26 protein-coding genes are annotated in these 24396 nt (G+C 65.2%); 13 read left to right on the forward strand and 13 right to left on the reverse strand.

Annotated features, from left to right (window positions below; genetic code table 11):
• Nucleotides 1–87 precede the first annotated feature (87 nt).
• Nucleotides 88–864 carry a helix-turn-helix transcriptional regulator gene (locus tag I6F21_RS35535; RefSeq protein WP_225184188.1) on the forward strand — a complete coding sequence of 259 codons (777 nt, stop codon included), beginning with the start codon at nt 88–90 and terminating at the stop codon, nt 862–864.
• Nucleotides 865–997: 133 nt separating this feature from the next.
• The gene (locus tag I6F21_RS35540) at nt 998–1687 is read left to right on the forward strand and encodes a hypothetical protein (RefSeq protein WP_225184189.1); all 690 of its coding nucleotides are present in this window, start codon (nt 998–1000) and stop codon (nt 1685–1687) included.
• A gap of 65 nt (nt 1688–1752) precedes the next feature.
• Here I6F21_RS35540 and I6F21_RS35545 read toward each other — a convergent pair whose 3' ends face one another.
• Both I6F21_RS35545 and I6F21_RS35550 read right to left on the reverse strand, forming a co-directional pair.
• Nucleotides 1753–2655: a tetratricopeptide repeat protein gene (locus I6F21_RS35545; protein ID WP_225137776.1), complete on the reverse strand. Its 903-nt coding sequence runs from the start codon at nt 2653–2655 to the stop codon at nt 1753–1755.
• Nucleotides 2656–2686: 31 nt separating this feature from the next.
• Nucleotides 2687–3010 carry a hypothetical protein gene (locus I6F21_RS35550; protein ID WP_225151280.1) on the reverse strand — a complete coding sequence of 108 codons (324 nt, stop codon included), beginning with the start codon at nt 3008–3010 and terminating at the stop codon, nt 2687–2689.
• Nucleotides 3011–3339: 329 nt separating this feature from the next.
• Between I6F21_RS35550 and I6F21_RS35555 the strand changes: the two genes are divergently transcribed.
• Entirely contained in the window at nt 3340–3684 is a 345-nt protein-coding gene (locus I6F21_RS35555) for a hypothetical protein (RefSeq protein WP_225184190.1), read from the forward strand.
• Between the two features lie 49 nt (nt 3685–3733).
• On the opposite strand, the gene I6F21_RS35560 is transcribed toward I6F21_RS35555, so the two are convergent.
• Nucleotides 3734–3937, reverse strand: a complete 204-nt coding sequence (locus I6F21_RS35560; RefSeq protein ID WP_050995847.1) for a hypothetical protein — start codon at nt 3935–3937, stop codon at nt 3734–3736.
• 127 nt (nt 3938–4064) lie between these two features.
• Complete coding sequence (locus tag I6F21_RS35565; RefSeq protein WP_036022142.1) at nt 4065–5177, reverse strand: helix-turn-helix transcriptional regulator; 1113 nt, start codon at nt 5175–5177, stop codon at nt 4065–4067.
• A gap of 654 nt (nt 5178–5831) precedes the next feature.
• On the opposite strand from I6F21_RS35565, the gene I6F21_RS35570 reads away from it, so the two are divergent.
• The 8 genes from I6F21_RS35570 (at nt 5832) to I6F21_RS35600 (ending at nt 12153) form a co-directional block, all read left to right on the forward strand.
• Nucleotides 5832–6998 (forward strand): cytochrome P450, encoded by a 1167-nt coding sequence (locus I6F21_RS35570; protein ID WP_225184191.1) that lies wholly within the window; start codon nt 5832–5834, stop codon nt 6996–6998.
• A 368-nt stretch (nt 6999–7366) separates the two neighbouring features.
• Nucleotides 7367–8317 (forward strand): sulfonate ABC transporter substrate-binding protein, encoded by a 951-nt coding sequence (locus tag I6F21_RS35575; protein ID WP_225184192.1) that lies wholly within the window; start codon nt 7367–7369, stop codon nt 8315–8317.
• 2 nt (nt 8318–8319) lie between these two features.
• A complete protein-coding gene (locus I6F21_RS38915; RefSeq protein WP_260344179.1) occupies nt 8320–8442 on the forward strand; it encodes a hypothetical protein in 123 nt (40 codons plus the stop codon).
• A gap of 9 nt (nt 8443–8451) precedes the next feature.
• A complete protein-coding gene (gene ssuD, locus I6F21_RS35580; protein WP_225184193.1) occupies nt 8452–9615 on the forward strand; it encodes an FMNH2-dependent alkanesulfonate monooxygenase in 1164 nt (387 codons plus the stop codon).
• Nucleotides 9612–10418 (forward strand): aliphatic sulfonate ABC transporter permease SsuC, encoded by an 807-nt coding sequence (gene ssuC / locus I6F21_RS35585; RefSeq protein WP_225184194.1) that lies wholly within the window; start codon nt 9612–9614, stop codon nt 10416–10418. Before ssuD ends, ssuC begins: the two co-directional genes overlap by 4 nt.
• A 20-nt stretch (nt 10419–10438) precedes the next feature.
• A complete protein-coding gene (locus tag I6F21_RS35590; RefSeq protein WP_225184195.1) occupies nt 10439–11287 on the forward strand; it encodes an ATP-binding cassette domain-containing protein in 849 nt (282 codons plus the stop codon).
• 34 nt (nt 11288–11321) lie between these two features.
• Nucleotides 11322–11903: a flavin reductase family protein gene (locus I6F21_RS35595; RefSeq protein ID WP_225146494.1), complete on the forward strand. Its 582-nt coding sequence runs from the start codon at nt 11322–11324 to the stop codon at nt 11901–11903.
• Nucleotides 11904–11997: 94 nt separating this feature from the next.
• Nucleotides 11998–12153 (forward strand): hypothetical protein, encoded by a 156-nt coding sequence (locus I6F21_RS35600; RefSeq protein WP_035999067.1) that lies wholly within the window; start codon nt 11998–12000, stop codon nt 12151–12153.
• Nucleotides 12154–12285: 132 nt separating this feature from the next.
• On the opposite strand, the gene I6F21_RS35605 is transcribed toward I6F21_RS35600, so the two are convergent.
• From I6F21_RS35605 to I6F21_RS35645, 9 genes are all read right to left on the reverse strand, one after another.
• Nucleotides 12286–13434, reverse strand: coding sequence for a M20 family metallopeptidase (locus tag I6F21_RS35605; protein ID WP_225184196.1), 1149 nt, complete (start codon nt 13432–13434; stop codon nt 12286–12288).
• Nucleotides 13435–13691: 257 nt separating this feature from the next.
• A complete protein-coding gene (locus tag I6F21_RS35610) occupies nt 13692–15077 on the reverse strand; it encodes a sigma-54 dependent transcriptional regulator (protein WP_225184197.1) in 1386 nt (461 codons plus the stop codon).
• 51 nt (nt 15078–15128) lie between these two features.
• Nucleotides 15129–15479, reverse strand: coding sequence for a flagellar motor switch protein FliN (gene fliN / locus I6F21_RS35615; RefSeq protein ID WP_035704875.1), 351 nt, complete (start codon nt 15477–15479; stop codon nt 15129–15131).
• 3 nt (nt 15480–15482) lie between these two features.
• Nucleotides 15483–16106: a FliH/SctL family protein gene (locus I6F21_RS35620; protein ID WP_225184198.1), complete on the reverse strand. Its 624-nt coding sequence runs from the start codon at nt 16104–16106 to the stop codon at nt 15483–15485.
• Nucleotides 16106–17203 (reverse strand): flagellar motor switch protein FliG, encoded by a 1098-nt coding sequence (fliG, locus tag I6F21_RS35625; RefSeq protein ID WP_225184199.1) that lies wholly within the window; start codon nt 17201–17203, stop codon nt 16106–16108. The genes I6F21_RS35620 and fliG overlap by 1 nt, the downstream gene beginning before the upstream one ends.
• A gap of 32 nt (nt 17204–17235) precedes the next feature.
• A complete protein-coding gene (gene fliF / locus I6F21_RS35630; RefSeq protein WP_225184200.1) occupies nt 17236–18846 on the reverse strand; it encodes a flagellar basal-body MS-ring/collar protein FliF in 1611 nt (536 codons plus the stop codon).
• Nucleotides 18847–19024: 178 nt separating this feature from the next.
• A complete protein-coding gene (locus tag I6F21_RS35635; protein ID WP_002714638.1) occupies nt 19025–19300 on the reverse strand; it encodes a DUF1153 domain-containing protein in 276 nt (91 codons plus the stop codon).
• Between the two features lie 384 nt (nt 19301–19684).
• A complete protein-coding gene (locus I6F21_RS35640; RefSeq protein WP_109142571.1) occupies nt 19685–20389 on the reverse strand; it encodes a flagellar hook capping FlgD N-terminal domain-containing protein in 705 nt (234 codons plus the stop codon).
• Between the two features lie 13 nt (nt 20390–20402).
• Complete coding sequence (locus I6F21_RS35645; protein WP_346656848.1) at nt 20403–21983, reverse strand: flagellar hook-length control protein FliK; 1581 nt, start codon at nt 21981–21983, stop codon at nt 20403–20405.
• Between the two features lie 364 nt (nt 21984–22347).
• Here I6F21_RS35645 and mnmA point away from each other — a divergent pair, with 364 nt between their 5' ends.
• Together mnmA and I6F21_RS35655 are read left to right on the forward strand one after the other, a co-directional pair.
• Nucleotides 22348–23529: a tRNA 2-thiouridine(34) synthase MnmA gene (gene mnmA / locus I6F21_RS35650; protein ID WP_225139216.1), complete on the forward strand. Its 1182-nt coding sequence runs from the start codon at nt 22348–22350 to the stop codon at nt 23527–23529.
• 81 nt (nt 23530–23610) lie between these two features.
• Nucleotides 23611–24249 carry a methyltransferase domain-containing protein gene (locus tag I6F21_RS35655; RefSeq protein ID WP_035999078.1) on the forward strand — a complete coding sequence of 213 codons (639 nt, stop codon included), beginning with the start codon at nt 23611–23613 and terminating at the stop codon, nt 24247–24249.
• The last annotated feature ends 147 nt before the right edge of the window (nt 24250–24396 follow it).

Consider the following 24396-nt stretch of genomic DNA (forward strand, 5'->3'; position numbering starts at 1 on the left):
GCTCTGGGCGGCGGTGCTCGTGAGCGCTTCCGGTAAGATTCCGTTGCTGCTATCCTCTCGCAAGAGAGCGTCTTGCGGAGGAATACGGTGCGACCCAACGGGATAACCTTTCATCCGTCGGCCGGCGATGTCACGCCCGCGGTGCTCGCCATCGGCCGCTCGGATTTTCCCGATGTGCTCATCGACACGCTGCGCCGGCAGGCCGATGTCGGCCATTGCATGGTGTTCGCGCTGAGCCGGGCAGGCGCGGCAAGCTGCCTGCTCGATGCCGGCAACATCCCGATCGGCGCCGATCTCGGCGCCGCCTATGCCGGCCAGTTTCACGAAACGGATCCCAACCGCGATGCGCTGTTCGAAGGCGAGCGCGGCGCGCCGATCATGCTGCCTCACTTCGCGTCGCGCATGTACGGCGCGCGCTACCGCAAGATCTTCTTCCAGGATTCCGGAATCGTCGACAAATGTGCGACCGCGATCTGGACCGGTGACACCTGCTTCTACGTCAACTTCTATCGGATCGCCGCGCAGGGCCGCTTCAGCGCCGCCCAGCGCGAGCGGCTCGGGGCGATCGCACCGGCGATCGCAGCCAGCGTCGCCCGCCATTTCCAGGAGAAGCCGACGGCCGATCTTGCGTCCCTGTTCGCGACGCGCAAGCCGCTCTCCGCGCTCACCCTGCGCGAGCAGGAGGTCTGCCGCCATATCCTCGGAGGCTTCAGCTCGGAGGCGATTTCGCAGGCGCTCGGCATCAGCCTGCATTCGATCCTGACCTACCGCAAGCGCGCCTATGAGCGGCTCGGCATCTCCTCGCAGAGCGAATTGTTTGCGATCGTGCTGCGCCTGCTGACGGGTCCGCGCGGCCTGAACTAGGGGACATTGGTTCGCGATCTGTTGACCAAAAGCGGAGGTGCCCGAAAAATCGATATGTTCGAATGAATTCGTTAAACCCGCCGAAGTGGAGTCCCTGTATCAGTTGGGAGATACGCTAGGTTCGGCGAAAGAGATGCTGGCCACCATATCTCGCGGCTCCTCGGTGAAACCTCCGCTTGTCGATAGAATCCAGCTGTGGCTTTCGAAAGGCCGCATGATCGATGGCCTTTGGATCGGAACTCTATCGGATGATCCCGAGCTGGCTCTGCAACGCGTTGAAGCCGCGCTTCGGCTGATTGAACGGTCGGCCCCGCTTCATTACCAGCGGGTCAAGAAGAGCCTTTCTCGAATCTGGGTGCAGCTGGTTCCACACGGCGCAGGCTGTTATCAGCATTCCCTGAACGCCTGCCTGCTTGACCCACGCGTCGTTGCTTCCGAAACCACGACGATCGAATGGATCGCGTCCGCTATCGTTCATGAGGCGACCCATGCACGGCTTGAGAACTGGGGGATCCGCTACGACGAGGCCGCCCGCTCCCGGATCGAACGGATCTGCGCCAGAAGAGAGCTCGACTTTGCCCTCCATCTGACCGACGTTGATGCCTTGCACGAAGAGATTGCGCAGAGGCTCGATTTGTGTCGTGACGAAGGCACATACTATAGCGACGAAAATATGCGGCTGACTATGGAGCAGGGGAGCGTCGAGGCGCTCCGTCATCTGGGAACGCCGGAATGGGCCATAGCTCTCGTGTTCAGAGTGATAGGCCTACGCCATGCATTCCACCGGTTCACACGCCGCTTAGCTGGTGTTTTGGCGCGGTGATGAGCGCTAACGGCCATTCCGGAAGTTAGCAACGTCGGCGCGGCCGAACGTCCGGCGAACCCGAGCTAACCCGACGATCGCTTCTCGACAGCCGCCGCGATTTTCTCCAGGGCGGCGTTTGTGTGCCGCAAGTCGACCAGCTGCTGTTCGCACATCTCGATGATCGTTCGTCCAGACCGCCATCCGAACGCCCGTGCGCCCCCTCGGCAACAAAGCCAGATCAGCGCTGCCAGAAAGACGCCGGCAGCGAGCCAGGATAGCGCCTGCTTCCGGTCGACGTCCGCGAAGGCCTGGCGGAGGTCGCCCTTGCGTAGGTACGCAATCGCGCGGCTGCCGTAGGCGGCATAGTCGTGGGCATATTCGGGATCAACTGCGATCACCCGGTTGTAGTCGGCAATGGCACGGTCAAAATCGCCTTTGGCAAAATAGGCGTTGCCCCGGGCCATGAGAGCGAAGCTATTGTTCGCATTCAGCTGGATGGTGGCGGTATAGTCGGCAATGGCGCGGTCGTTGTCCCCTTTCCTTTGATAGGCGTAGCCGCGCTCGCCGTATCCGACCCGCTTTCCATGGTCTGACAGGCCGGCTTCGAATGCCTGGTCGACGTCGGCTATTGCCCGGTCGTGGTCGTGCCGTTGGTTGTAGATGTGCGACCGGTTGAGCAGTGAGCCGCCAGCTTTCGGGTTTACCCGGATCGCCGCGGTGAAATCTTCCAGGGCGCGGTCATCGCGATCGGCGAAGCTTGTCCATGGCCAGGAACAGCCACGCGCATGATACAAACTCGACAGGTCTTCGCCGTTGTAGTCTCCGCTCTGGATCGCGCGTGTGCAGGCAGCGATGATCTCGGCAGAGGCTTCCTTTGTCCGTTCCAAACAGACTTGTCGATCGTCGGCAGCCGCTGGCCGGCTGACGACGGCGGCTGCGAGTGCCAGAACAACCAGCAGGATGTGGGCGGCAATGCCCGAGCGCATGACTTCGTCCCCGCGATGCCCGGTGTTCGCGCTAACCAGGAGACGGCTTTTCCAGAGCGGTCGCGATCCTCTCCAGCAATGCATTGGTTCGCCTGTTTTCCGCGACCTGCTGCTCGTATAGATCGACCCAGCTGGCCCCGGATGATGAGCGCCGGATCGTGCGCGAGTACCATAGCCAGGCGCCCACCAGCACCAGGAACGGCAACCAGGACACGATCAGATTAAAGACCCAGGATGAACCACCGCTTCCGCCTGGTGTGTTGGCGAACGCAAAGAAAGCGACGAGAGCTCCGACGAGACTGACCCACAAGGCAATCAACAGAAGTCGAGATCGAAGCTTGGTCATTTCAGTCACGGCAGTTCCCTTTGGTCGGCTGACAAGGCCGATACTATCATGAGTTGATTTCTCCTCCATGCTCTCGCGCATGCGGTCGTTGCAACGTGGTTAGCCGTTTCTTTGCTGTACGCCTTGGCCATCATGACGCCCACCGTCACGAGGGCACACCGTGAAATTCGTTGCAATTGTCCGGATTGGGCCGGAAGCCGTCATTGCCTTTCGCTCAGAACGTTCGCGCGGGGTCCCTCAGCGGAAATTAACGTTGCGTCGCCAACATGCTCGACATGCATTCCAAACGGCGTCGTCAAGTGCCCTATCTGGTTCACACCAAAAGAGAGCTCGGCCTGATGCTCCGGGGCACCAAGCCCCTCGCATATTTCATGGATATCGTCGGCCAGGAGCCGGACATCTGTATTCGGTATTGGCGCATGTTCGACCGGCATGTCGCTGAAGGCCGCCTGACGAAGCGCGAGCTGATCGAGCCATGTCCTGGGGCGCCGCAGCTCGAATATCGGATGCTGTTCTACACATTGCCCGGTCACGAGTGGCGGATTGACGCCATGCTTGCGCTGCTGAACGAGGCCGGAGCCTGGTCCGATGATCGAGAACGGCGCTTCGGCGAATTGCTCGGTTACGAGACCTGGCAGATCGACCATTGGCTGACGCATGGTCGCTCGCCGACCGACGCTTAGCTTGCTGTCCCGCACACTGGCAACCCTGCAGCGCTCGAGGAGCCCCTTGCTATGCGGAAAGTCGGGAACGATAGGGCGCGGTGAGCAGCAGCATGAACAGCGCTCTCTCGGCCTGGTACTTTGCTGCGGGTCGACTGGCTTCCCGGCCCTGCATCACCACCGCGCCTTGAATGGTGCAGACGCTCCAGCTCCATGTCCTGCGCCTGCGCTGCGCCAGGGTCACTTCGAAAATCGGAAATTCCGGTCCCGCCATCGCCGCCGCTTCTCGCCAGACATCCAATTTGGGCGGAGTTGAACCCGGAGCGCCGGCCTGTGTCTTCACCCATTTGGGTGAAGCGAAGCTTGTCCCTGCCGACGCACGCCACCGGACAAGTCCGGCGTCAATCTCTCAGCGGTAATTTGGGGATCGCACCGAAGAGGGCAGCTGCGCTCTTCTGGTTGCGCGTTCCCGTCTTGGCGAGGACGGCCTTGACCTGGGTGCGGATGGTTTCGCGGCTGAGCCCGTGATGCGCGGCGATGTCGCCGATCGTCTGTCCTTGCGCGATTCCGCGCGCAACGCGCGCCTCGCTCGGGGTGAGGTCGAACAGGCCGCGAATGAGGGCGAGGCTCGGGGCCTGTGAGGCGGTGACCGGCGTCGCGATGAGGAGGCCAACCGCTCCATCGAAGAGATCGCGGGCCTCGCCCGGCATCGAAACCAGATGAAGCACCACCCGATCGAGATCGCTGGCGCGACGCGCGGCGAAGGAGCACACGGCCTTGTCCGGCGCATCGAGTTGGGCGAGGCCGGCGCGCAGCAGGGTGTCGGCGGCGCGGTCCTTGATCGCGATCCGGTCCTTCGGCAACCATTGCAGAAGGTCGGTCATGGCTTCGATCAAGGCGTTGGCGGTCAGAACCCGCCCGGAGCGCGTGATCGCGAGGGCCGGCAAGCCGACCAGCGACAGCGCCTCGGTTGCCGCCCGCATCCGGGTGAGGCGCCAGCGTGTCGACAGCAAAGCCGCCCGCGCGAGATGGGGGCGAAAGCGGTCGAGAAAATCGAGGTCCTGCCGCGAAAAGGCGGGGCGGCCGGCCAGTCTTTCCATGTGGAAGACGATGATCTCACCGGACGGGCTGCGGACCGCCGTCGCGCAGGCGTGTTCGAAGCCCCACTTCTTGTTCCATTCCACCCGATATGGATCGCGCTCCCATTCCTCCGGCGAAAATGCCTCGTGCTCGCCGACGAAGCCGGGGTGATCAAGCGCCAGGAGTCGCGGGGTCGTCTCCGTCCGGCTGGAGAGGTCGCCACGCAGGAACGCCGAGAAAGCCTCGCGGATCGACGGCGACGTCACGACACCATTCCAGACACCGGACCACTGATCGGAGTCCGAGGTGATCATGACCATGCCATGCGCGCCCGCGGCATGAGCGATGTTCTCCAGGACGTCCGGCCAGAGCTCCGGAACGGTCGCTGCCTCGTGGATGCGGTCCACGATCTGCTCGAAGTCGATGCCCGTCATTGCTGCGCTGGACCCATCAGATTCGACCGATCTTTCAGACGCGCGGCGTGCATTTCTGCAGCAGCCTTCGTGCTTCGCCCGCCCAAGGCCCTTGATACCAATCCGCTTCGGCGGAACCAATTGCTACTATTTCCCAAGCCGGCCCGGATGGACGGCTAGCAGAAATCATGTCCATATATCAACTATTTGACAGGTCAGAGGTTGTCCCGGCGGCTTCAAGGTCGGTCTGATCCCGTAAGCCGGGGGCAGCGCTGAATGGACCACGGTTCTCGGCGCATCAACCTATCGGCGTTCGCGGGTAGAGGAGGCGAGCATGATCCTCATATGGCTTGGAGTGCTCCTTGTTTTCGGCGGCCTATTCCAAATGGCGTTTCAGCCCATTTGGCGAGGTCGATTCAGTGGTGGGAAGTGGCTTCGCTCCGGACGTGACACGCTGGAGCCTGAAAGGCCCGGTAGCGGCTTCGGCGTCAAATCGAACTGGCCTGGACTTGTGATGGTCGCGCTTGGCGGTGCTTTCTTGCTGGCCGGAGCTGCCATCTGAGTTGAAAGCAGACAAAGGCAGCTTTTGGCCCGCCTGTCCCAATCCATGGGGACAGACGGCGGCAACTGAAAGGCGCTAGCCTCGGCATCGAGGAGACGACAAGGGAGCGAAGCTTGAGCACCGCGCCGCGCATCGAGATCGACCCGGCTGCCTTCTGGGCCGACCCCTATCCGATGCTCGCCAAGATGCGGAAGGAGGCGCCGATCGCCTTCGTGCCGCAGCTCGGCTCGACGCTGCTGACGAGCCGCGACGACATCTCGATCTCGGAGAAGCAGATCGACGTGTTCTCCTCGCACCAGCCCGCCGGCCTGATGAACCGGCTGATGGGCCACAACATGATGCGCAAGGATGGCGAGGCGCATCTCGTCGAGCGCCGGGCGATGTTTCCGACGGTCTCACCGAAGACGGTGAAGGGCTACTGGACCGCACAGTTCCAGGCCCATGCGGATCGCATCATCGCTTCACTCGAACCGGGCCGGATCGATCTCATGCGCGACTTCGCGCTGCCGTTCTCCGGCGAATGCCTGAAGTCGATCACCGGCCTCACCAACATCGGCTTTCAGGACATGGACACGTGGTCGCAAGGCATGATCGAAGGCATCGCCAATTATGCCGGCGACCCTGAGGTCGAGGCGCGCTGTCATGCGGCGACCGCGGGCATCGACGCCGCGATCGACGACGTCCTGCCGGTGATGCGCAAGCATCCCGACCAGAGCATTTTGGGCGTGCTGCTCGCCTCGGACATGCCGATGGAGAGCGTGCGCGCCAACGTCAAGCTTGCCATCTCCGGCGGCCAGAACGAGCCGCGCAAGGCGATCGCCGGCACGGTCTGGGCGCTGCTGACCCATCCCGACCAGCTCGATCTGGTCCTGCGCGGCGAGGTGTCCTGGCTGCAGGCTTTCGAGGAATATGCCCGCTGGATCTCGCCGATCGGCATGTCGCCGCGCCGCATCGCAAAACCCTGGACCATTCGCGATGTGGCGTTCGAGCTCGACGAACGCGTATTTCTGATGTTCGGCTCCGCCAACCGCGACGAGAAGCATTTCGAGCGCGCGGACCAGTTCGACGTGCGGCGCGACACCTCCAAGAGCGTCGCCTTCGGCGCCGGCCCGCATTTCTGCGCCGGCGCCTTCGCCTCGCGCGCCATGATCGCCGACGTCGCGCTGCCGACATTGTTCGCGCGGGCCTCGCGCATCGAGCTCGCCGAGGACGAAGAGGTGCGGATCGGCGGCTGGGCCTTCCGCGGGCTGCAGAATCTGCCGGTGAGGTGGGAGCAATAGGCCGGTGGTGCCCCCGCTCCGGACGCTGCCATGGTGCCATTCTGCTCCTGTTTTGCCCGACATGTCAAATTCGATTCGGAAAATACGTAAGTTATTGTTTTCGCACGCCGCGGCTACTGTGCATGGGGTTGTTTTTGCGACTTTTATGTTCGGTGGTCTGGGCTTGGACAAATCCGTGCAGCTCTCACATTCGCGTGCAGAAAAATTCCATCCTTATTCGCTTCGCCGCTTGAAAGATTAATCACGCGCTCGGCATGCAGCGCAGTGCTCGCATCGCTATTTTCCCGGACGTCTCGACACTTTCGACGACGCGCACCATCATTCGGCAAACATGAATGATGACGGCCGCACGCGGCCGGGAGTGTGAGATGCAGCGTCGAGATTTTCTGAGATTGTCGGTTGGAACTGCGGCCGCCGCCGCCTTCGCGTCTCCAGCGATCGCGCAAGGCGCGGTGAAGGAAATTCGTATCGGCTACCAGAAGACCGGCGTGCTGGTCATCGCGCGCCAGCAGGCCGCCCTGGAAAAACATTTCTCATCGCAAGGCATCGAGGTGAAGTGGATCGAGTTCTCCTCGGGACCGCCGATGATGGAGGCGATGAACGTCGGCAGCGTCGATTTCGGCGCGGTCGGCGATTCCCCGCCGGTGTTCGCGCAAGCCGCGGGCGCTGCGATCGTCTACGCCGCCGGCCAGCCCATCACCAACGGCCAGGGCATCCTGGTGCCGAAGGATTCGCCGATCCGCGACATCACTGAGCTGAAGGGCAAGCGCATCGGCTTCACCAAGGGCTCCAGCGCCCACAACATCGTGGTGCAAACGCTAGAGAAGGCCGGTCTCACCTATGCCGACATTACGCCGATCTACCTGACGCCACCGGACGCCGGCCCCGCCTTCGCCAATGGCAGCATCGAGGCCTGGGCGGTCTGGGATCCCTATTTTGCGATCGGCGAGACCAGGCAGAACGGCCGCATCCTGATCAATGCGCGCGAGGTCACCAAGACCAATTCCTTTTACATCGCCAACCGCGAGTTCGCGAAGAACCATGGGGCGATCCTGCGGCAGATCGCCGAGGTCACCACCGCGGCCGGCCGATGGGCCGAGCAGCACCGCGACGAGGTCGCAAGATCGCTCGCCGCGATCACCGGCGTTCCCTTGGATATCCAGACCGTCGCCGCCAATCGCGCGAACTTCGTGGTCGGCCCCGTCACCGACGAGATCGCCGCGACCCAGCAGGGCGTCGCCGACCGCTTCTACAAGCTCGGCCTGATCCCGAAGCCGATCGTCATCCGCGACATCGTCTGGCGCAACCCGGCAGCCTGACCGTGCCGACAACTCTTCCCGTTCAAAAAGGTCTGAACATGAAGCGCATCGTTCAACGCGTGATCGCAGCCATCGTGCTGTCGATCGGCATCGTCGCGGCCGCCGTCGGCACCACTTACGGCTAGGGGCAATCCATGAGCCAATCCAACGCCAACATCCTCTGGTTCCTGCCGACCCATGGTGACGGCCGCTATCTCGGCACCGGCATCGGCGGCCGCGAGGTCAACTTCAACTATCTGCGCCAGATCGCGCAGGCCGCCGATCAGCTCGGCTATTTCGGCGTGCTGTTGCCGACCGGGCGGTCCTGCGAGGATTCCTGGATCGTTGCGTCCTCGGTCGCGCCGTTCACTGAGCGGTTGCGCTATCTCGTCGCCATTCGTCCCGGCCTGCAATCGCCGAGCGTAGCCGCGCGCATGACCGCGACGCTCGATCGCATCTCGAACGGCCGGCTCCTCGTCAACGTCGTCACCGGCGGCGATCCCGTCGAGAACAAGGGCGACGGCATCTTCCTCAGCCACGACGAGCGCTACGAGGTCACCCGCGAGTTCCTCAACGTCTACAGCGACCTGCTCGCCGGCAAGACGGTGAACGTCGAGGGCAAGCACATCCGCATCGAGGGCGGCAAGCTGCTGTTTCCCTCCGTGCAGTCGCCGCGCCCGCCGCTCTATTTCGGCGGCTCCTCCGATGCCGGCATCGACGTCGCCGTCGACACCGTCGACAAATATCTCACCTGGGGCGAGCCGCCGGCGCTGGTCGCCGAGAAGATCGCGAAGGTGAGGGAGGTTGCCGCCGCTCGTGGCCGCAAACTCTCCTTCGGCATCCGTCTACACGTCATTGTCCGCGAGACCAACGAAGAAGCTTGGCACGCCGCGAACGAGCTGATCAGGCATGTCAGCGACGACACCATCGCGCTGGCGCAGAAGAACTTTGCCCGTATGGACTCGGTCGGTCAGCAGCGCATGGCGCAGCTCCACGGCGGCAAGCGCGACAAGCTCGAGATCGCGCCGAACCTGTGGGCCGGCGTCGGCCTCGTCCGCGGCGGCGCCGGCACGGCGCTGGTCGGCGACGCCCAGACGGTGGCGGCGCGCATCAGGGAGTATCAGGATCTCGGCATCGATACCTTCATCATGTCGGGCTATCCGCATCTCGAGGAAGCCTATCGCTTCGCCGAGCTGGTGTTCCCGCTGCTCGCGCTGGAGCAGCCGAGCAACGTGACGAAGCTGCATTTCAACGGCGGTCCGTTCGGCGAGACGGTCGGCAGCGATTTCCGTCCGCAGCACCGGGTGTCGCAGTCATGAGCCTGATCGACAGCATTTGGCTTCCGCGCAGCATCCGCCTGCCGCGGGCCGACGGCCTGATCCAGTGGATCGTGCCGCTCGCCATCATCGCGGTCTGGCAGGTCGCGAGCGTCACCGGCTTCGTGCCGACGCGGGTACTGCCGGCCCCGAGCGACGTCGTGCTCGCGGGCTGGAAGCTGCTGGTCTCCGGTGAGCTCGTCCGCAACATCTGGGTGTCGTTCTGGCGCGCCTCGATCGGCTTTTTGATCGGCGGCAGCATCGGCTTCGCCTTCGGCCTCGCCAACGGCCTGTCGCAGCTTTCGGCCAGGCTCACCGATACCACCCTGCAGATGGTGCGCAACGTGCCGCATCTGGCGCTGATCCCGCTGGTCATCCTCTGGTTCGGCATCGACGAAAGCGCAAAGCTCTTCCTGGTGGCGCTCGGGGTGTTCTTCCCGATCTATCTCAACACGCTGCACGGCATCCGCACCGTCGATCCGCAGCTGATCGAGATGGGCCGCATCTACGGCATGACGGACGGTGAGTTGTTCCGCCGCGTCATCTTCCCGGGCGCGCTGCCCTCGATCTTCGTCGGCATCCGCTTTGCGCTCGGCATCATGTGGCTGACGCTGATCGTCGCCGAGACCATCGCGGCCTCTTCCGGCCTCGGCTACATGGCGATGCAAGCGCGCGAGTTCATGCTGATCGACGTCGTCGTGCTCTCGATCCTGATCTACGCCCTGCTCGGCAAGCTCGCCGACAGCGCCTCCCGCGTGCTGGAGCGTCTGACGCTCTCCTGGCACCCCGCCTTCCAGAAACGTTGAGCGAAAATACTGGGAATCACATGCAGACAGCGCTTCGTACCTCTCTTCCCGAGACCGAGCTCGCCGGCCGCGCCACTTTCGCCCCTCACGCCCGCGTGGTGCGCGAGGAGCGGCAAGAAGAACACCGAGTTCAGGCCAGCGGCCTGCCGCTCAGCATCCGCGGCTTGCGCAAATCCTTCGGTGACAACGAGGTGCTGCGCGGCATCGACCTGCACATTCCCGCCGGCCAGTTCGTCGCGATCGTCGGCAAGAGCGGCTGCGGCAAGAGCACCCTGCTGCGCCTGATCGCCGGCCTCGACAAGATCGATGCCGGCAGCATCAGCTTCGGGCAGGATATCCAGCCCGAGGACATCCGCGTGATGTTCCAGGAGCCGCGGCTGCTGCCCTGGGCCCGCGTGCTCGCCAATGTCGAGGTCGGCCTCGGCCGCGATCGTGCCTCGAGCGATGCGCATGCCCGCGCCGAGAAGGCACTGATCGAGGTCGGCCTCGCTGACAAGCGCGACCAATGGCCTTCGGTGCTCTCGGGCGGCCAGAAGCAGCGCGTCGCGCTCGGCCGCGCGCTGGTCTCGCGCCCGCGCGTGCTCGCCTTCGACGAGCCGCTCGGCGCGCTGGACGCGCTGACCCGCATCTCGATGCAGCGGCTTCTCGAGCGGGTCTGGCGCGATCAGGGCTTTACCGCGATCCTGGTGACCCACGATGTCTCGGAAGCCGTGGCGCTGGCCGACCGCGTGCTCGTCATCGAGGAGGGCCGCATCGCCCATGACGTCACGGTTAACGCCGCCCGGCCGCGCCAGCGCGGCTCGGCCGAGCTTGCCGGGCTCGAAGGCTCCATCCTGAGCCACCTGTTGTCGGCGGACGATCGTACCTAAATAAAGGGAACCCCCGCTTGCGGGGAGTAGCGCCATGAATGTAGTGCCCCGCGAGCTCATGACCGAAATTCCCGTCTCGTCCGCCGATTTCCGCGGCGCCATGCGCCACCTTACCGGCGGCGTCAGCGTCATCACGGCCGGGCGGGGCAAGGACATCTCCGGCATGACGGTGACCTCGGTCACCTCGCTGTCGGTCGAGCCGCCGACGCTGCTGGTCAGCATCAACCGCGACGCCTCGTCGTTTCCGCTGATCCGCCGCCACGGCGCCTTCGGCGTGAACATCCTCAATGCTGACCAACTCGACATTGCCGAACGCTTTGCCGGCAAGGGCGGGCTGAAGGGTGCGGATCGCTTTGCAGGCAGCCAGTGGGTGACGGCAGTCTCTGGTGTCCCGCTGCTGGTCGGCGCGCTCTCGGCCTTCGATTGCGAAGTCGAGGAGATCGTCGAGCGGCACTCGCACGGCATCGTCATCGGCCGTGTCCGGGACATCAGGAGCTCGACCCGCACCGCCGCGCTGGCCTATTGGCACGGCCAATATGTGGCGGTCGACCAGGACGAAGACGCGGCCCGGCTGGCCGATGTCAGCCTTCCCGCGCGCGGCCGGCGCGGCATTTGATCGCCGTCGGCGAGCCTCGCGCAAGGCTGGCCTTTTCCGCCTCGTCGCTCTAGAAGCGCTCCTGACTGTCCCGCCGGACGCATGGAGCGGAACAATGAAGCGCGTGGCTACCTTGATCTTCTACGCCATCGGCGCGCTCGCGATCGCCTATCTCGCGCTCTACGCCTATGCGATGTTCTCTGGCTCTCCGATCGTGCCGGGCGATCCCATCCACATCTTCCGCAAGCCGGATGCGCCGAGCTATTCGTGACGGTCTCGTAGGGTGGGTTAGCCGTAGGCGTAACCCACCACTGTTTGTCTCCACGGAAAATGACGAGGTGGGTTACGCCGAGCAGATGCGCTTTGCGCATCTGCAGGGCTAACCCACCCTACGCACCTCCGTTCACCCCCGCAGAATCGCCAGCGCCAGCGCCTGCGCGCGCGGCACGATGCTGTCGATCTCCAGATATTCCTCCGGCGTGTGCGCGAGCCCGCCGACCGGGCCGAGACCGCAAATGGTCGGCGTGCCCACGGCGGCGGTGAAGCCGGAATCGGCGCAGCCGCCGGAGAACTCGCCCTGCAGCGTGGTGAGGCCCACCTGCCTTGCGGCCGCCTGATAGTTTTCGAACAGCGCCTTCGAGTCCGCGCTCTGCACCACCGGCACGAACTCGCCCTTGATCGACAGCGTCGCGCTGGTGCCCGGCACGTAGGAGGTCGCGACGATCTTTTCGATCGCACCCATGATCCGCGCGCGATCGGCCGGATCGACATAGCGCAGGTCGATCTGCCCTTCCGCGTAAGGCGCGGTCGTGTTGACGGACTGCCCGCCCGACACGAGGCCGACATTGAGCGTGATGCCCTTGTCGAGATCAGTGAGCGCGTGGATTTGGACGATCTTGTGCGCGAGCTCGCCAATGGCGCTGACGCCGGCGGCGAAGTTGGCGCCGGAATGCGCGGCCTTGCCGGTGATGGCCATGTGCATGAAGATGCCGCCCTTGCGCCCGGTGACGACGTTGCCCGTGGGCCGGCCCGGCTCGGAATTGAACACCGCGCGGGCCGCGCGTCCCTCGCGCTCGATCACCGGGCGCGAGGAGGGCGAGCCGATCTCCTCGTCGGAGGTGATCAGCACCTTGATCGGATGCGGTGAGCCGCCGAACTTGTGGAAGGCGGTGGCCACGAACACGTTCATGACGAGGCCGGACTTCATGTCGGCGACACCGGGTCCATAGGCGCGGCCATCGCGGATCGTGAACGGCCGCCGCCCGACCTCGCCCTTGCCGAAAACGGTATCGCGGTGTCCCATCAACAGCACCGGCTTCTCGTTGCTGCCGGGCTTTGCCACCTCGGCATGGATCGCGTCGCCGAAGGTGGCGTTGGCCTCGCGCCGGAACGGAATGCCGTGCTCGGCAAAATGCCGCTCGAACCGCGCACCGACCGCATCGACGCCTTCCTTGTCGTAGGAGCCGGAATCGATGTTCACGACGTCGCGGAGCAGGTCGATCATCGCCTGCTTCTGCGACGCCAGCCAATCCGTGATTTGAGCTTCAGACATGTGGTCCCTCGCGTGGTTTTCGGGCGGGGTTATAGGGCGTGCCGCGCGGATGGCATAGTCACGTGGCGCGGTTCGGTCATGCGAAGGACGCTCTTGAGGTTCGTCATTGCGAGCGCAGCGAAGCAATCCGGTCTGTCGCCGCCGAGGGATGCTGGATTGCTTCGCTGCGCTCGCAATGGCGGGGTGGCGGCCTGCGCCAAACGAAAAATGCCCGGACTTGGCCCGGGCATTCGCGTCCGCTCGATGGTCGCAGGCGTCTACGCGCCCATCATCGGCATCCGCGGATATTCCCCGGGCGTGCCTGCGGGCGGGATTGGGATGCCGCCGTCGGCATATTCGTTGAGCTTGTTGCGCAGCGTGCGGATCGAGATGCCGAGAATGTTGGCGGCATGGGTGCGGTTGCCGAGGCAGTGCTTCAGCGTCTCCAGAATCAGGTCGCGTTCGACGTCGGCGACGGTGCGCCCCACCAGCGCGCGCGTCACCTGCTCGGCGGCCATAGTGGCATGCGCCACGGCCGGGGCGGTCTTGGCGAGGTCGAGGCGGTCGCCGTCCGGCGTGATGATGGCGTCGGGCCCGATCTCGTCGCCCTGGGCCATCAGCACCGCACGGTGCATGGTGTTTTCGAGCTCGCGGACGTTGCCCTGCCAGCGGTTGGCGGAGAGCACGCGCCGCGCCTCGCCCGAGAGCGGACGCAGCGGCACGCCGTTGGCATCGGCATATTTCTTCACGAAGTGCTGGGCGAGCTCAAGGATGTCGGCGGGACGCTCGCGCAGCGGCGGGATCTTCAAATTTACGACGTTGAGGCGGAACAGCAAGTCCTCGCGGAACGTGCCCTCTCGCACGGCCTCGGCGAGATTGCGGTTCGAGGTCGCGATGATGCGGATATCGACCGGAACCGGCTTGGTGCCGCCGACGCGGTCGATTACGCGCTCCTGGATGGCGCGCAGCAATTTCGATTGCAGGCGGACGTCCATCTCCGAGATTTCGTCGAGCAGCAGCGTGCCGCCGGTCGCCTCCTCGAACTTGCCGATGCGGCGGGCGACCGCGCCGGTGAAGGCGCCCTTCTCGTGGCCGAACAGCTCGGATTCCAGCAGGTGCTCCGGGATGGCGGCGCAGTTGATCGAGATGAACGGGCGCTTGGCGCGGGCCGAGCGGGAGTGGACGTAGCGGGCCAGCACTTCCTTGCCCGTGCCGGATTCGCCGGTGATCATCACCGAGGCGTCCGAGCCGGCGATCTGCTGGGCGAGCTTGATCACCTTTGCCATCGCATCGTCACGGTAGACCAGCTCGCGGGAATCGTTGGCGACAGCAGCCAGCACCGCGGCGATCAGCTCCGGATCCGGCGGCAGCGGGATGTATTCCTTGGCCCCGGCATGGATCGCGGCGACCGCGGCGCGGGCGTCGTTGGTGATGCCGCAGGCGACGATCGGGGCGTGGATGTGCTCGGCTTCCAGCCGCAGCACGAGGTCGCGGATGTCGAGCGCGACGTCGACCAGCAGGAGGTCGGCGCCCTTGCCCCCGCGCAGCACGCGCATCGCCTGCTCGTGATCCTCGGCATGGGTCACGGTGGCGCCGTTCTCCATCGCGATCTTGGTGGCGGTGGTGAGCTGGCCCTTCAATGTGCCAACGATGAGAAGCCGCATGTCAGTCTCCTGTCCGTCTGCTCGCGCCGTCGCGCGTCATGTCCTTGCGTGTCAGCCGCGTTCGGCCTTGATGATTTCCGTCATGGTCACGCCGAGCTTGTCCTCGACCAGGACGACCTCGCCGCGGGCGACCAGCTTGTTGTTGACGTAGATGTCGATGGCCTCGCCGACGCGCCGGTCGAGCTCGAGCACGGTGCCCGGTCCGAGCTTCAGGAGCTCGCCGACGTCCATCTTGGAGCGGCCCAGCACGGCCGAGACCTGCACCGGCACGTCGAACACCGCCTCGAGGTCGGCGGCGGCACGCGCCGCATATTCGTCCTCGTTGTAGCCGACGTCGGTGCCGGCAGGCGGCATCGGGCCGTTGAGATCGGGCAGCGGGACCTGTCCGTCGGTGTCGCTCATGGTTTAGCTCCCCCTGCGGGACGCGATATAGCGTCCGACCATTTCGTCGATCTTGGCCGCGATGGCGCCGCGCTCCAGCACGACGCCGCCATCGGCCCATTCGATCCGGCAGTCGCCGGTGGCAATTTCCGGCTCGGCCAGGATCACCAGCCGGCCCTCGAAGCCGCTCTGCTTGGCGAGCCGCTCGATCTTCTCGCGCGCGCTGTCGTAGAGCGAATCGTTGATGCGGACGACGAGATGCGGCGTCGCGACCAGATGCGAGAAGCAGTCCTTGACCAGCGCGATGACCTCGCCGAGCGGCTCGGCGGCGACGAGGTCGGCGCACAGCTTGCGAGCCACCGCGATTGCGACCTCGACCGCCTCGGTCTCCATCCTGGTCTCGATGTTGCCGATGCCGGCGGCGACGCCGCGGATGGCGATGTTGATCTCTTCCATCGCGAGCGCGACGCGGCGGTCGCTCTCGGCCTTGGCCTCGCGCTGGCCGGCGGCAAAGCCGTCCTGATAGGCGCGGGCCTCGGCTTCCGCGACCTTCTGGGCGATCTCGGCTGCGGTCGCGGCCTTCTCGCGCGTCGAGCGTTCGGGCGCCGCGAAGTCGGTATCGAACAGGAATTTTGCCGGAGCGGCCATCAGTACACCAGCTCGTCGTCGGCGCGGTTCTTGGTCAGCATGATCTCACCCTTGGCGGCGAGGTCCTTGGCGAGATTGACCAGCAGCGCCTGGGCCTCGTCAACGTCGCGCAGGCGCACGGGGCCCATCGCCGCCATGTCGTCCTGGAGCATCTTGGCCGCGCGCGAGGACATGTTGCCGAAGAAGAAATTGCGGACGTCCTCGTTCGCGCTCTTGAGCGCGACGCCGAGCTTGTCCTTGTCGACGTTGCGCATCAAGGTCTGGGCGGAGCCGGAATCGAGCTTCACCAGGTCGTCGAAGGTGAACATCAGCGCCTTGATGCGCTCGGCGGATTCGCGGTTGTCCTCTTCCAGAGAGGTGATGAAGCGGGTTTCGGTCTGACGGTCGAAATTGTTGAAGATTTCCGCCATCACCTCGTGGGCGTCGCGGCGGCGGGTCTGCGACAGGTTGGACATGAACTCGACGCGCAGCGTCTTCTCCACGCTCTCGATCACCTCCTTCTGCACCGCCTCCATCTTCAGCATGCGGTTGATGACGTCGAGCGCGAGCTCCTCGGGCAGGATGCCGAGCACGCGCGCGGCGTGCTCCGGCTTCAGCTTCGACAGCACCACGGCGATGGTCTGCGGGTATTCGTTCTTGAGATAGTTGGCGAGAACCTCTTCCTGCACGTTGGAGAGCTTCTCCCACATGTTGCGCCCGGCGGGACCACGGATCTCGTCCATGATGCCGTTGACGCGTTCCGGCGGCAGGTATTGCTGGAGCAGCCGCTCGGTGGCGTCGAAATTGCCCATCAGTGCGCCCGAGGCCGACATGCGCGAGACGAATTCGAGCAGCATGTCCTCGACGGTGTCGACTTCGACGGTGCCGAGCGTCGACATCTCCAGCGAGAGCTGGCGCACCTCGTCGTCGTCGAGCAGGCCCCAGATCTTGCCGCCGTATTGCTCGCCGAGCGCCAGCATCAGGATCGCGGCACGCTTCGGCCCGGGCAGCTGCGCGAGGCCCTTGCCGTCGGCGGCGCGATTGCCGGCGCGCTGACCCAGCGTGGAGATCACGCTGGTGATGTCGTTCGAGTTGGCGTTTTGCAAGGTGGCGGCCATGTCAGATCACTTCTTGATGCACTTGGCTTTGGTTATTTCGTCGGCTCAGTCAGCCACTGGCGGATGATTGCGACGGTTTCGTTGGGATTGCGTTCGGCGAGCTCGCCGACGCGGTGAACGGACTGGGCGTGGACCTGGCCCTGAATGGTGGCGACGTCGATGGCGCTGGTGCCGCCGCTCGGCAGCAGCGGCTGGCCGGCCGGCGCGGCCTCTTCCGAGGCGGCTGGGCCCGTCAGCACGCCGGAGATGGCGGCGGCGACCTCGTCGGAGGCGAGAATGCGCTTGACCAGCGGGCGGATCACCAGGAACAGCACGACGAGGCCGAGCAGCATCATCACGCCGAGCTCGACGAAGTACATGACGTCGTCCTTGGTGAACTGCAGCATGCCGAGAAAGCCGCTGGGCTCGCCGATCGGGGCGGTGGAGGGCGCGTCGGCGAAGCGCAGATTGACGACCTCAACCTGGTCGCCGCGCTTCTGGTCGAAGCCGATTGCCGAGCGCACCAGCGTGGCGATGCGGTCGAGCTGCTCCTTGGTGCGGTCCTGGTAGGCCAGCTCGCCCTTGTCGTTCTTGGTGTAGATGCCGTCGACCAGCACCGCGACCGAGATGCGGTTGACCCGGCCGGCCTCGGTCACCTCGGTCTTGGTGGTGCGGGAGATCTCGTAATTGTTGGTCTCTTCGGTCTTCTTGCTCTGGTCCTTGGGCGCGACGCCGTTGTTCTGTTGGTTGCCGGGCAGCTCGTTGTTGACGGTGACCTGGCCGTTGTTGTCGGCGGTCATGCTCTGCTCTTCGCGGGTCTGGCTCGAGCGCAGCACGCGGCCTTCGGGGTCGAACTTGTCCGAGGTCTGGGTGACCTTGTTGAAGTCGAAATCGGCGGAGAGCTGCACGCGGGCGCGGCCCGAGCCGACCACGGAGGAGACGATGTCCTCGACCTGCTTGCGCATCCGCTTCTCGAAGGCGATGCGGCGTTCCTCGCCGATCGCCTGTTCCGGATCGGTCTGGGCGCCGTCGGCGAGCAGCTGGCCGGCCTCGTCGACGATCGAGACCCGCTGCGGCTTCAGGCCGTTGACGGCGGAGGCGACGAGGTGGCGGATGGCGCGGATCTGCTGGGCTTCCAGCGCACCGCGGACGCGGACCACGATCGAGGCCGACGGCTCCGGCGCTTCGCGGGCGAATAGCGGCCGCTCGGGCAGCACCAGATGGACGCGGGCGGCCTGGATGCGGTCGATGGCGCGGATGGTACGGGCGAGCTCGCCCTCGAGCGCGCGCAGATGATTGATGTTCTGGACGAAGGAGGTGGTGCCGAGCGCGTCCGACTTGTCGAACACCTCGTAGCCGACGCCGCCGCCCTTGGGCAGGCCGCCCTCGGCGAGCTTCATCCGCAGCCGCGTGACCTTGTCCTTGGGCACCATGATGATGGAGCCCTCATTGCGGATCTCGAACTGGATGCCCTGGCGTTCCAGGTCCTTGATGATGCTGGAGGAGTCTTCGACGGACAGGTCCGTGAACAGCGTCGTCATCTGCGGCGTGGTGACACGCATGATGACGAAGGCAAAGAAGCCGATGAGCGCGGCGGTGACCGCGATCATCGCCCCGAACCGGGCGGCACCGATACTTTTTAAGAAGTCCGCAAGACCTTGCAAGCAACCGCCCCGACCAATCCGACCCGCAACCGAGCGGTCGACTGGGCAATTATTGCCTAGGTGATGGTTTCGATATGGTTAACGAAGGTTAAGAGGTCGGACAAAAGTGCATCATGAAAAAAATCGGCCTCGCGAAGCGAGGCCGATTTTCGTCAAAGACCGCAGAATTCCGGATCGCCTACTGGCGATATTGCTGGATGCGGGTGGTGCGAAGACCCGCCAGACCGTGCTGGTCGATGGAAAACTGCCAGGAGAGGAATTCGTCGACCGTCAGGGTATAACGGCTGCAGGCCTCCTCCAGGGAGAGAAGTCCGCCACGGACAGCGGCGACGACTTCGGCCTTGCGGCGGATGACCCAGCGTTTGGTGCCGGGTGCAGGCAGATCCGCGATCGTCAACGGACTGCCGTCCGGCCCGATGACGTATTTTACCCTCGGGCGATGGGGTTCTGTCATGGCGTACTCACAAACTCTCAACCACTGAACTCACGCCGTAACCGTAACCCCCGCGGCTTAAAAATCCGCTAAGCCTAAGGGTTCAATACAATTCTCGTTGAATCTTGCGGGAACGCGGCCGACTCGGCGGGCGAAAGACGCAATCTCGGCCGGCTGAGCGGGGCAGAAGGTAAATACTTTACTAACAAGCGGGGTCTGCGGTGGTGTCGCAAAGACCCTGATAGTCATCCCGGGGCGCGCAGAGCGCGAGCCCGGGATCCATAACCCCAGGGAGTAGTTTTGACGAAGACTCGGGGTTACCAGCTGCGCGCTACAATTGCTCCCTGGGGTTATGGATCCCCGCCTTCGCGGGGATGACACCGAACTTGTCGCTGCAGCGCTCCCTCAATTGCTCGTCGCAATGATGCTCTTCACCTGGCTCAGCGTGTAGCTGGCGCCGTCGATGGTGAGCAGCGGCGGCGACTGGGTCAGATCGACCGACGACACCACGCCCTGCACCTGCGCGGCGATGCCGACATTGTTGTTCGCGACGTCCTTGCCCGTGGCCGAGATCGTGTACTTGCCGTCGGGCCATTGCGTGCCGTCATTACCCATGCCGTTCCAGGTAAAGGGAATGTCGTTGCCGGCGGCGGCGGTATATTTGCCGTTGAACACGGTCTGGCCGCTGGAATTGGCGATGGAGATCTCGACGGTGGAGTCGGTCGGGACGTTGAGATGCCAGACAGCCGTCGAGTTGGTCATCGTCGCGGTCGAGCCGTCGACCAGCGCGGTCTTGCCGACGAAGCCCAGCGCCTGGGTCGCCTGCGTGGTCTGCTGCAGGGTGACGAGCTGAGCCAGCGATTCGTTGGTCTTGAGCTGCTGCTCGACGCCGGCGAACTGCACCAGCTGCTGGGTGAACTGGTTGGTGTCGAGCGGATCGAGCGGGTTCTGGTTCTGCAGCTGCGTCGTCAGCAGGGTCAGGAAGGTCTGGAAATTGCCGGCGAGCGTCGACCCCGTGGTCGAGCTCATCGACGAATTCGACGAGGATTTCGGCAGGTCGGTCGTCCCGGAGACGACCGGGGGCGAAGTGGCGGCATTCGTGGTGGTCATTGCCAGATACTCCTCACACTCTGATGTCGACGCCGCTGCTCGATCCGAGCATGCGGCCATAGCCGCGCCCGATTGGCGCCGTGGAAACGCTGTCGTCCTCGCTGATGATCAGGCGGCGGGCATTGCCGCCATTGTCGTTGTTCTGGCCCGAGTGCTGGCCCGATGAATTCTGGTCGCGCAGGCTGAAGGACAAGCCGTTGCTGCCGGTCTTGAAGCCGGCATCGTCGAGCGCGCGCTGCAATTGCGGGGCGTCCTGACGCAGCATCTGCAGCGTCTCCGGCTTCTCGACGGTGAGATGCGAGGTGACGTTGCCGGCGCGGTCGACGTTGATGCGCACGTCGATGCGGCCGAGCTCGGCCGGATCGAGGCTGATGTCGAACCGCGACTTGCCGGACCGAATGGCGGCTGCGATCTCGATCGGGATGCCGCTGATCGGCACCGCCGTAGGGTGGGTCGCCGCGGTCGCGGTGAGCGTCGCGGTTGATGCTGTCGCGGCCGAGGTCGCATTCGTCAGCGGCGCCTGCACGGTAGAAGCGGCCTGCGCGCTGGTATCCGTCGGAGCGATCGTGGCTTGCGGGCCGGCATGCGCCGGCGCGGCCGACGTGCCCTGGGCCTGATCGGCGGCGCGGTCGGCGGGGCCCGCCTTGGCGTCGGTCGCGACGCGATCGGGCTGCGGCTTGACGCCTTGCGCATGCGCGGCGCTGGCGGCCGGTGCCTGCGCCGTGGCGAGGTTCGTCTTGCCGGTGTCCTGGCCGATATTCGAGATGTCGGTCTCGGCCTGCACCGTGGCGGCATCCTTGAACGCGGTCTTGGGCGTGCCCTGGCTGACCGCGGCGATCAGTCCGCCACCAGCTTTTGCATCGGTCGAGGCGGTCTCGGTCGTTCCGGCCGCGGCCTCGCCGAGCGTCGTCGTGGTCTCGGCATCGACCTCGGCGCCTGCGGCCTTGGCGCTCGCCGTGGCGGTATCGGTCTTGGTGCCGGCGATCTGGGCCGCGATGGAGGCGCTGGCGGCAAGACCTGCCGCGGCGATCGCGAGCGGCGCGGCGGCGGCATCGCCAGCCTGGTTCGCAGCTGCATTCGGGTCGACCGGGACGACCGGCGCGGCAACGATGATGCCGGGGTCGGGCAGGGCGGTCTGCGTCGTCGCGGACGGCGCGGCGGCAGCCGCCTCGACGGCGGCGGTGAGGACCTCGGTGCCATCAGTCGCGTCGCTCTCGGGCTCGTCGGATTTGTCCGCCGATTTGGCCTCCGCCGTCTCGGACTTGTCCTTGACCTTGCCGGCGCCCTTGGCCGGATCGCTGGACGCCTCGCCCCTGTCATTCTCCGCCGGCGCAGACGCCTCGGTGTCGTCGCTCGCCTTGCTCTGCGAAGCCTGGTCCGTGGACGAGGTGTCGCGCGACGGCCGCTCGGCCGCCGGAGAGGACGAGGTCTGCTCGCTCCGGCGCGGCGGGCTGTCCTGCGCCGGCGCGTTGTTGCCGCTGGCCTGCGTGTTGCTGTCGACCAGCGAGCCGAAAGCCTCGCTCGCGGGCGTGTCCTTCGGGGCTTGCGACCGGGCAGGCTTCTGCTGCGCGCTCTGGATTTGCACGCTTGCCACGACATCTGACATCCGACCGACCACAGGCAACCCCTTGCAAGCAACTTCGCATCAAGAGGGAGCAAGGAGCGGGCCAGCCACCTAAGGCGTCGATTTCATCAATGTAATCAAAGCCTTGATGATGTGGGTCCATCGCCGGCCAGCCGGCTGCGACCCCGTCATTTCTGCCGCCCCGGCAAGAATTGCCCTAAGCGGGGGGCTCGCGTGATTGCTTCACCGGAATGCCGCCTATATTAAAGAGGCTACTCTCAGCCGCTTTCGACTTGGGCAGTCGTGCTCTTCGGGAACCAAGGTTCCGGGGGATCGCCGCCGTCCCCCGAGAAAGCAAATCGCGCGTCGCCGCCGTCACAACGCTCTAGGGCCCATGCTCAACAGTCTGGATCTCGAAGGCCGTCCCGAGGACACCAGGGTCGTCGTTGCCATGTCGGGCGGCGTCGATTCCTCGACGACGGCTGCGCTGCTGAAGGCTGAGGGCTACGACGTCGTCGGCATCACGCTGCAGCTCTACGACCATGGCGCGGCCACCCACCGCAAGGGCGCCTGCTGCGCCGGCCAGGACATCCACGACGCCCGCGACGTCGCGGCCAAGCTCGGCATTCCCCATTACGTGCTCGACTACGAGGACCGCTTTCGCGAGTCCGTCATCGACAATTTCGCCGATTCTTACGCGCTCGGCGAAACGCCGGTGCCCTGCATCGAGTGCAACCGCAGCGTCAAATTCCGCGACCTCTTGAAGACCGCCCGCGAGCTCGGCGCCCAGGCGCTCGCCACCGGCCATTACGTCGCCTCGCGCCGCCGGGGCGACGGCTCGCGCGCGCTGGTCTGCGCCGCCGACGCCGATCGCGACCAGAGCTATTTCCTGTTCGCGACCACGCAGGAACAGCTCGACTTCCTGCGCTTTCCGCTCGGCGACATGACCAAGCCCGAGACGCGCGAGCTCGCGCGCCGCTTCGGGCTTGCGGTCGCCGACAAGCACGACAGCCAGGACATCTGCTTCGTGCCGACCGGCCGCTACACCGACATCATCACGCGCCTGCGCCCCAATGCGATGGACCCCGGCGACATCGTCGATCTCGAGGGCCGCGTGCTCGGCCGGCACAACGGCATCGCCAATTTCACCGTCGGCCAGCGCCGCGGCCTCGGCATCGCCTCCGGCTCGCCGCTGTTCGTGGTGCGGCTGGACGCGGCGACCCGCCGCGTCGTGGTCGGCCCGCGCGAGGCACTGAAGATGCACCGCATCGCACTTCGCGACGTCAACTGGATCGGCGACGGCGACATCGACCGCGCCATCGGAAGCGGCCTCGAAATGTTCGTGCGCGTGCGCTCCACCCGTAGCCCCCAACCGGCCTGGCTGCGCGGCAGCAATGGCCGTTACGAGGTCGAGCTCGTCGCAGGCGAAGAGGGCGTCTCGCCGGGACAGGCCTGCGTGTTCTACGACGCAGCCGGCGGCCAGGCCCGCGTGCTCGGCGGCGGCTTCATCCAGAGCGCCGCGGCGAAGGTCGGCACGGGCACATCGCGCCCGCTCGCGGAAGCCGTGCGCGGCTGAGCGTGATGACGAGATCAAGCGCAACTCATTGGGCTGGGTTCACCTCTCCCGTCGGGGAGAGGTGAAGTAAGGGCAGGGGGCATGGCAGCAGACATCTCGCGGGCCGGGGTCGAGAAGGCCTATGGCCGCTGGGCGCCGGTCTATGATCTCGTGTTCGGCAAGGTGTTCGACGCCGGCCGGCAGTCGACCATCGCCGAGGCCGACCGCATCGGCGGCCGCGTCCTCGACGTCGGCGTCGGCACCGGTCTTTCGCTCTCCGAATACGCGCGCACCACGAAGGTCTGCGGCGTCGACATCTCCGAGCCGATGCTGCGCAAGGCGCAGGCGCGTGTCCGGAGCTTACGTCTCTCCAATGTCGAAGTGCTCTCGGTGATGGATGCGAAGAACCTCGCCTTCCCCGACAATTTCTTCGACGCGGTGGTGGCGCAATATGTCATCACCGCCGTGCCCGATCCCGAAGGCACGCTCGACGAGTTCATGCGCGTGCTTAAGTCAGGCGGCGAGCTGATCCTGGTCAATCACATCGGCGCGGAGAGCGGTCCTCGCAAGCTGTTCGAGCTCGCTTTCGCGCCCATCGCCCGCCGTCTCGGCTGGCGCCCGGAATTCCCGTGGGCGCGCCTCGAGGGCTGGGCCGCAAGGCACGGCGGCGTCGCGCTCACCGAGCGCCGTCCCATGCCGCCGATGGGCCATTTCTCGCTGATCCGCTACCGCAAATCGTGATTGCCACCTGCGGGAACAGGGGGCCTCGCGCGCGCGTTTGCTTCCCATGCGCACGACAAACCTCATCCTCGCGGGCCTCCTGATCGCCGCCTCTGCACCGGCGATCGCGCAGGCCCCGCCCGCCCCGGCGACGCCGCCGCAAGCGAC

This window comes from Bradyrhizobium sp. NBAIM03 (assembly GCF_020194055.1).
GTDB classification, from domain to species: Bacteria; Pseudomonadota; Alphaproteobacteria; order Rhizobiales; family Xanthobacteraceae; genus Bradyrhizobium; species Bradyrhizobium yuanmingense.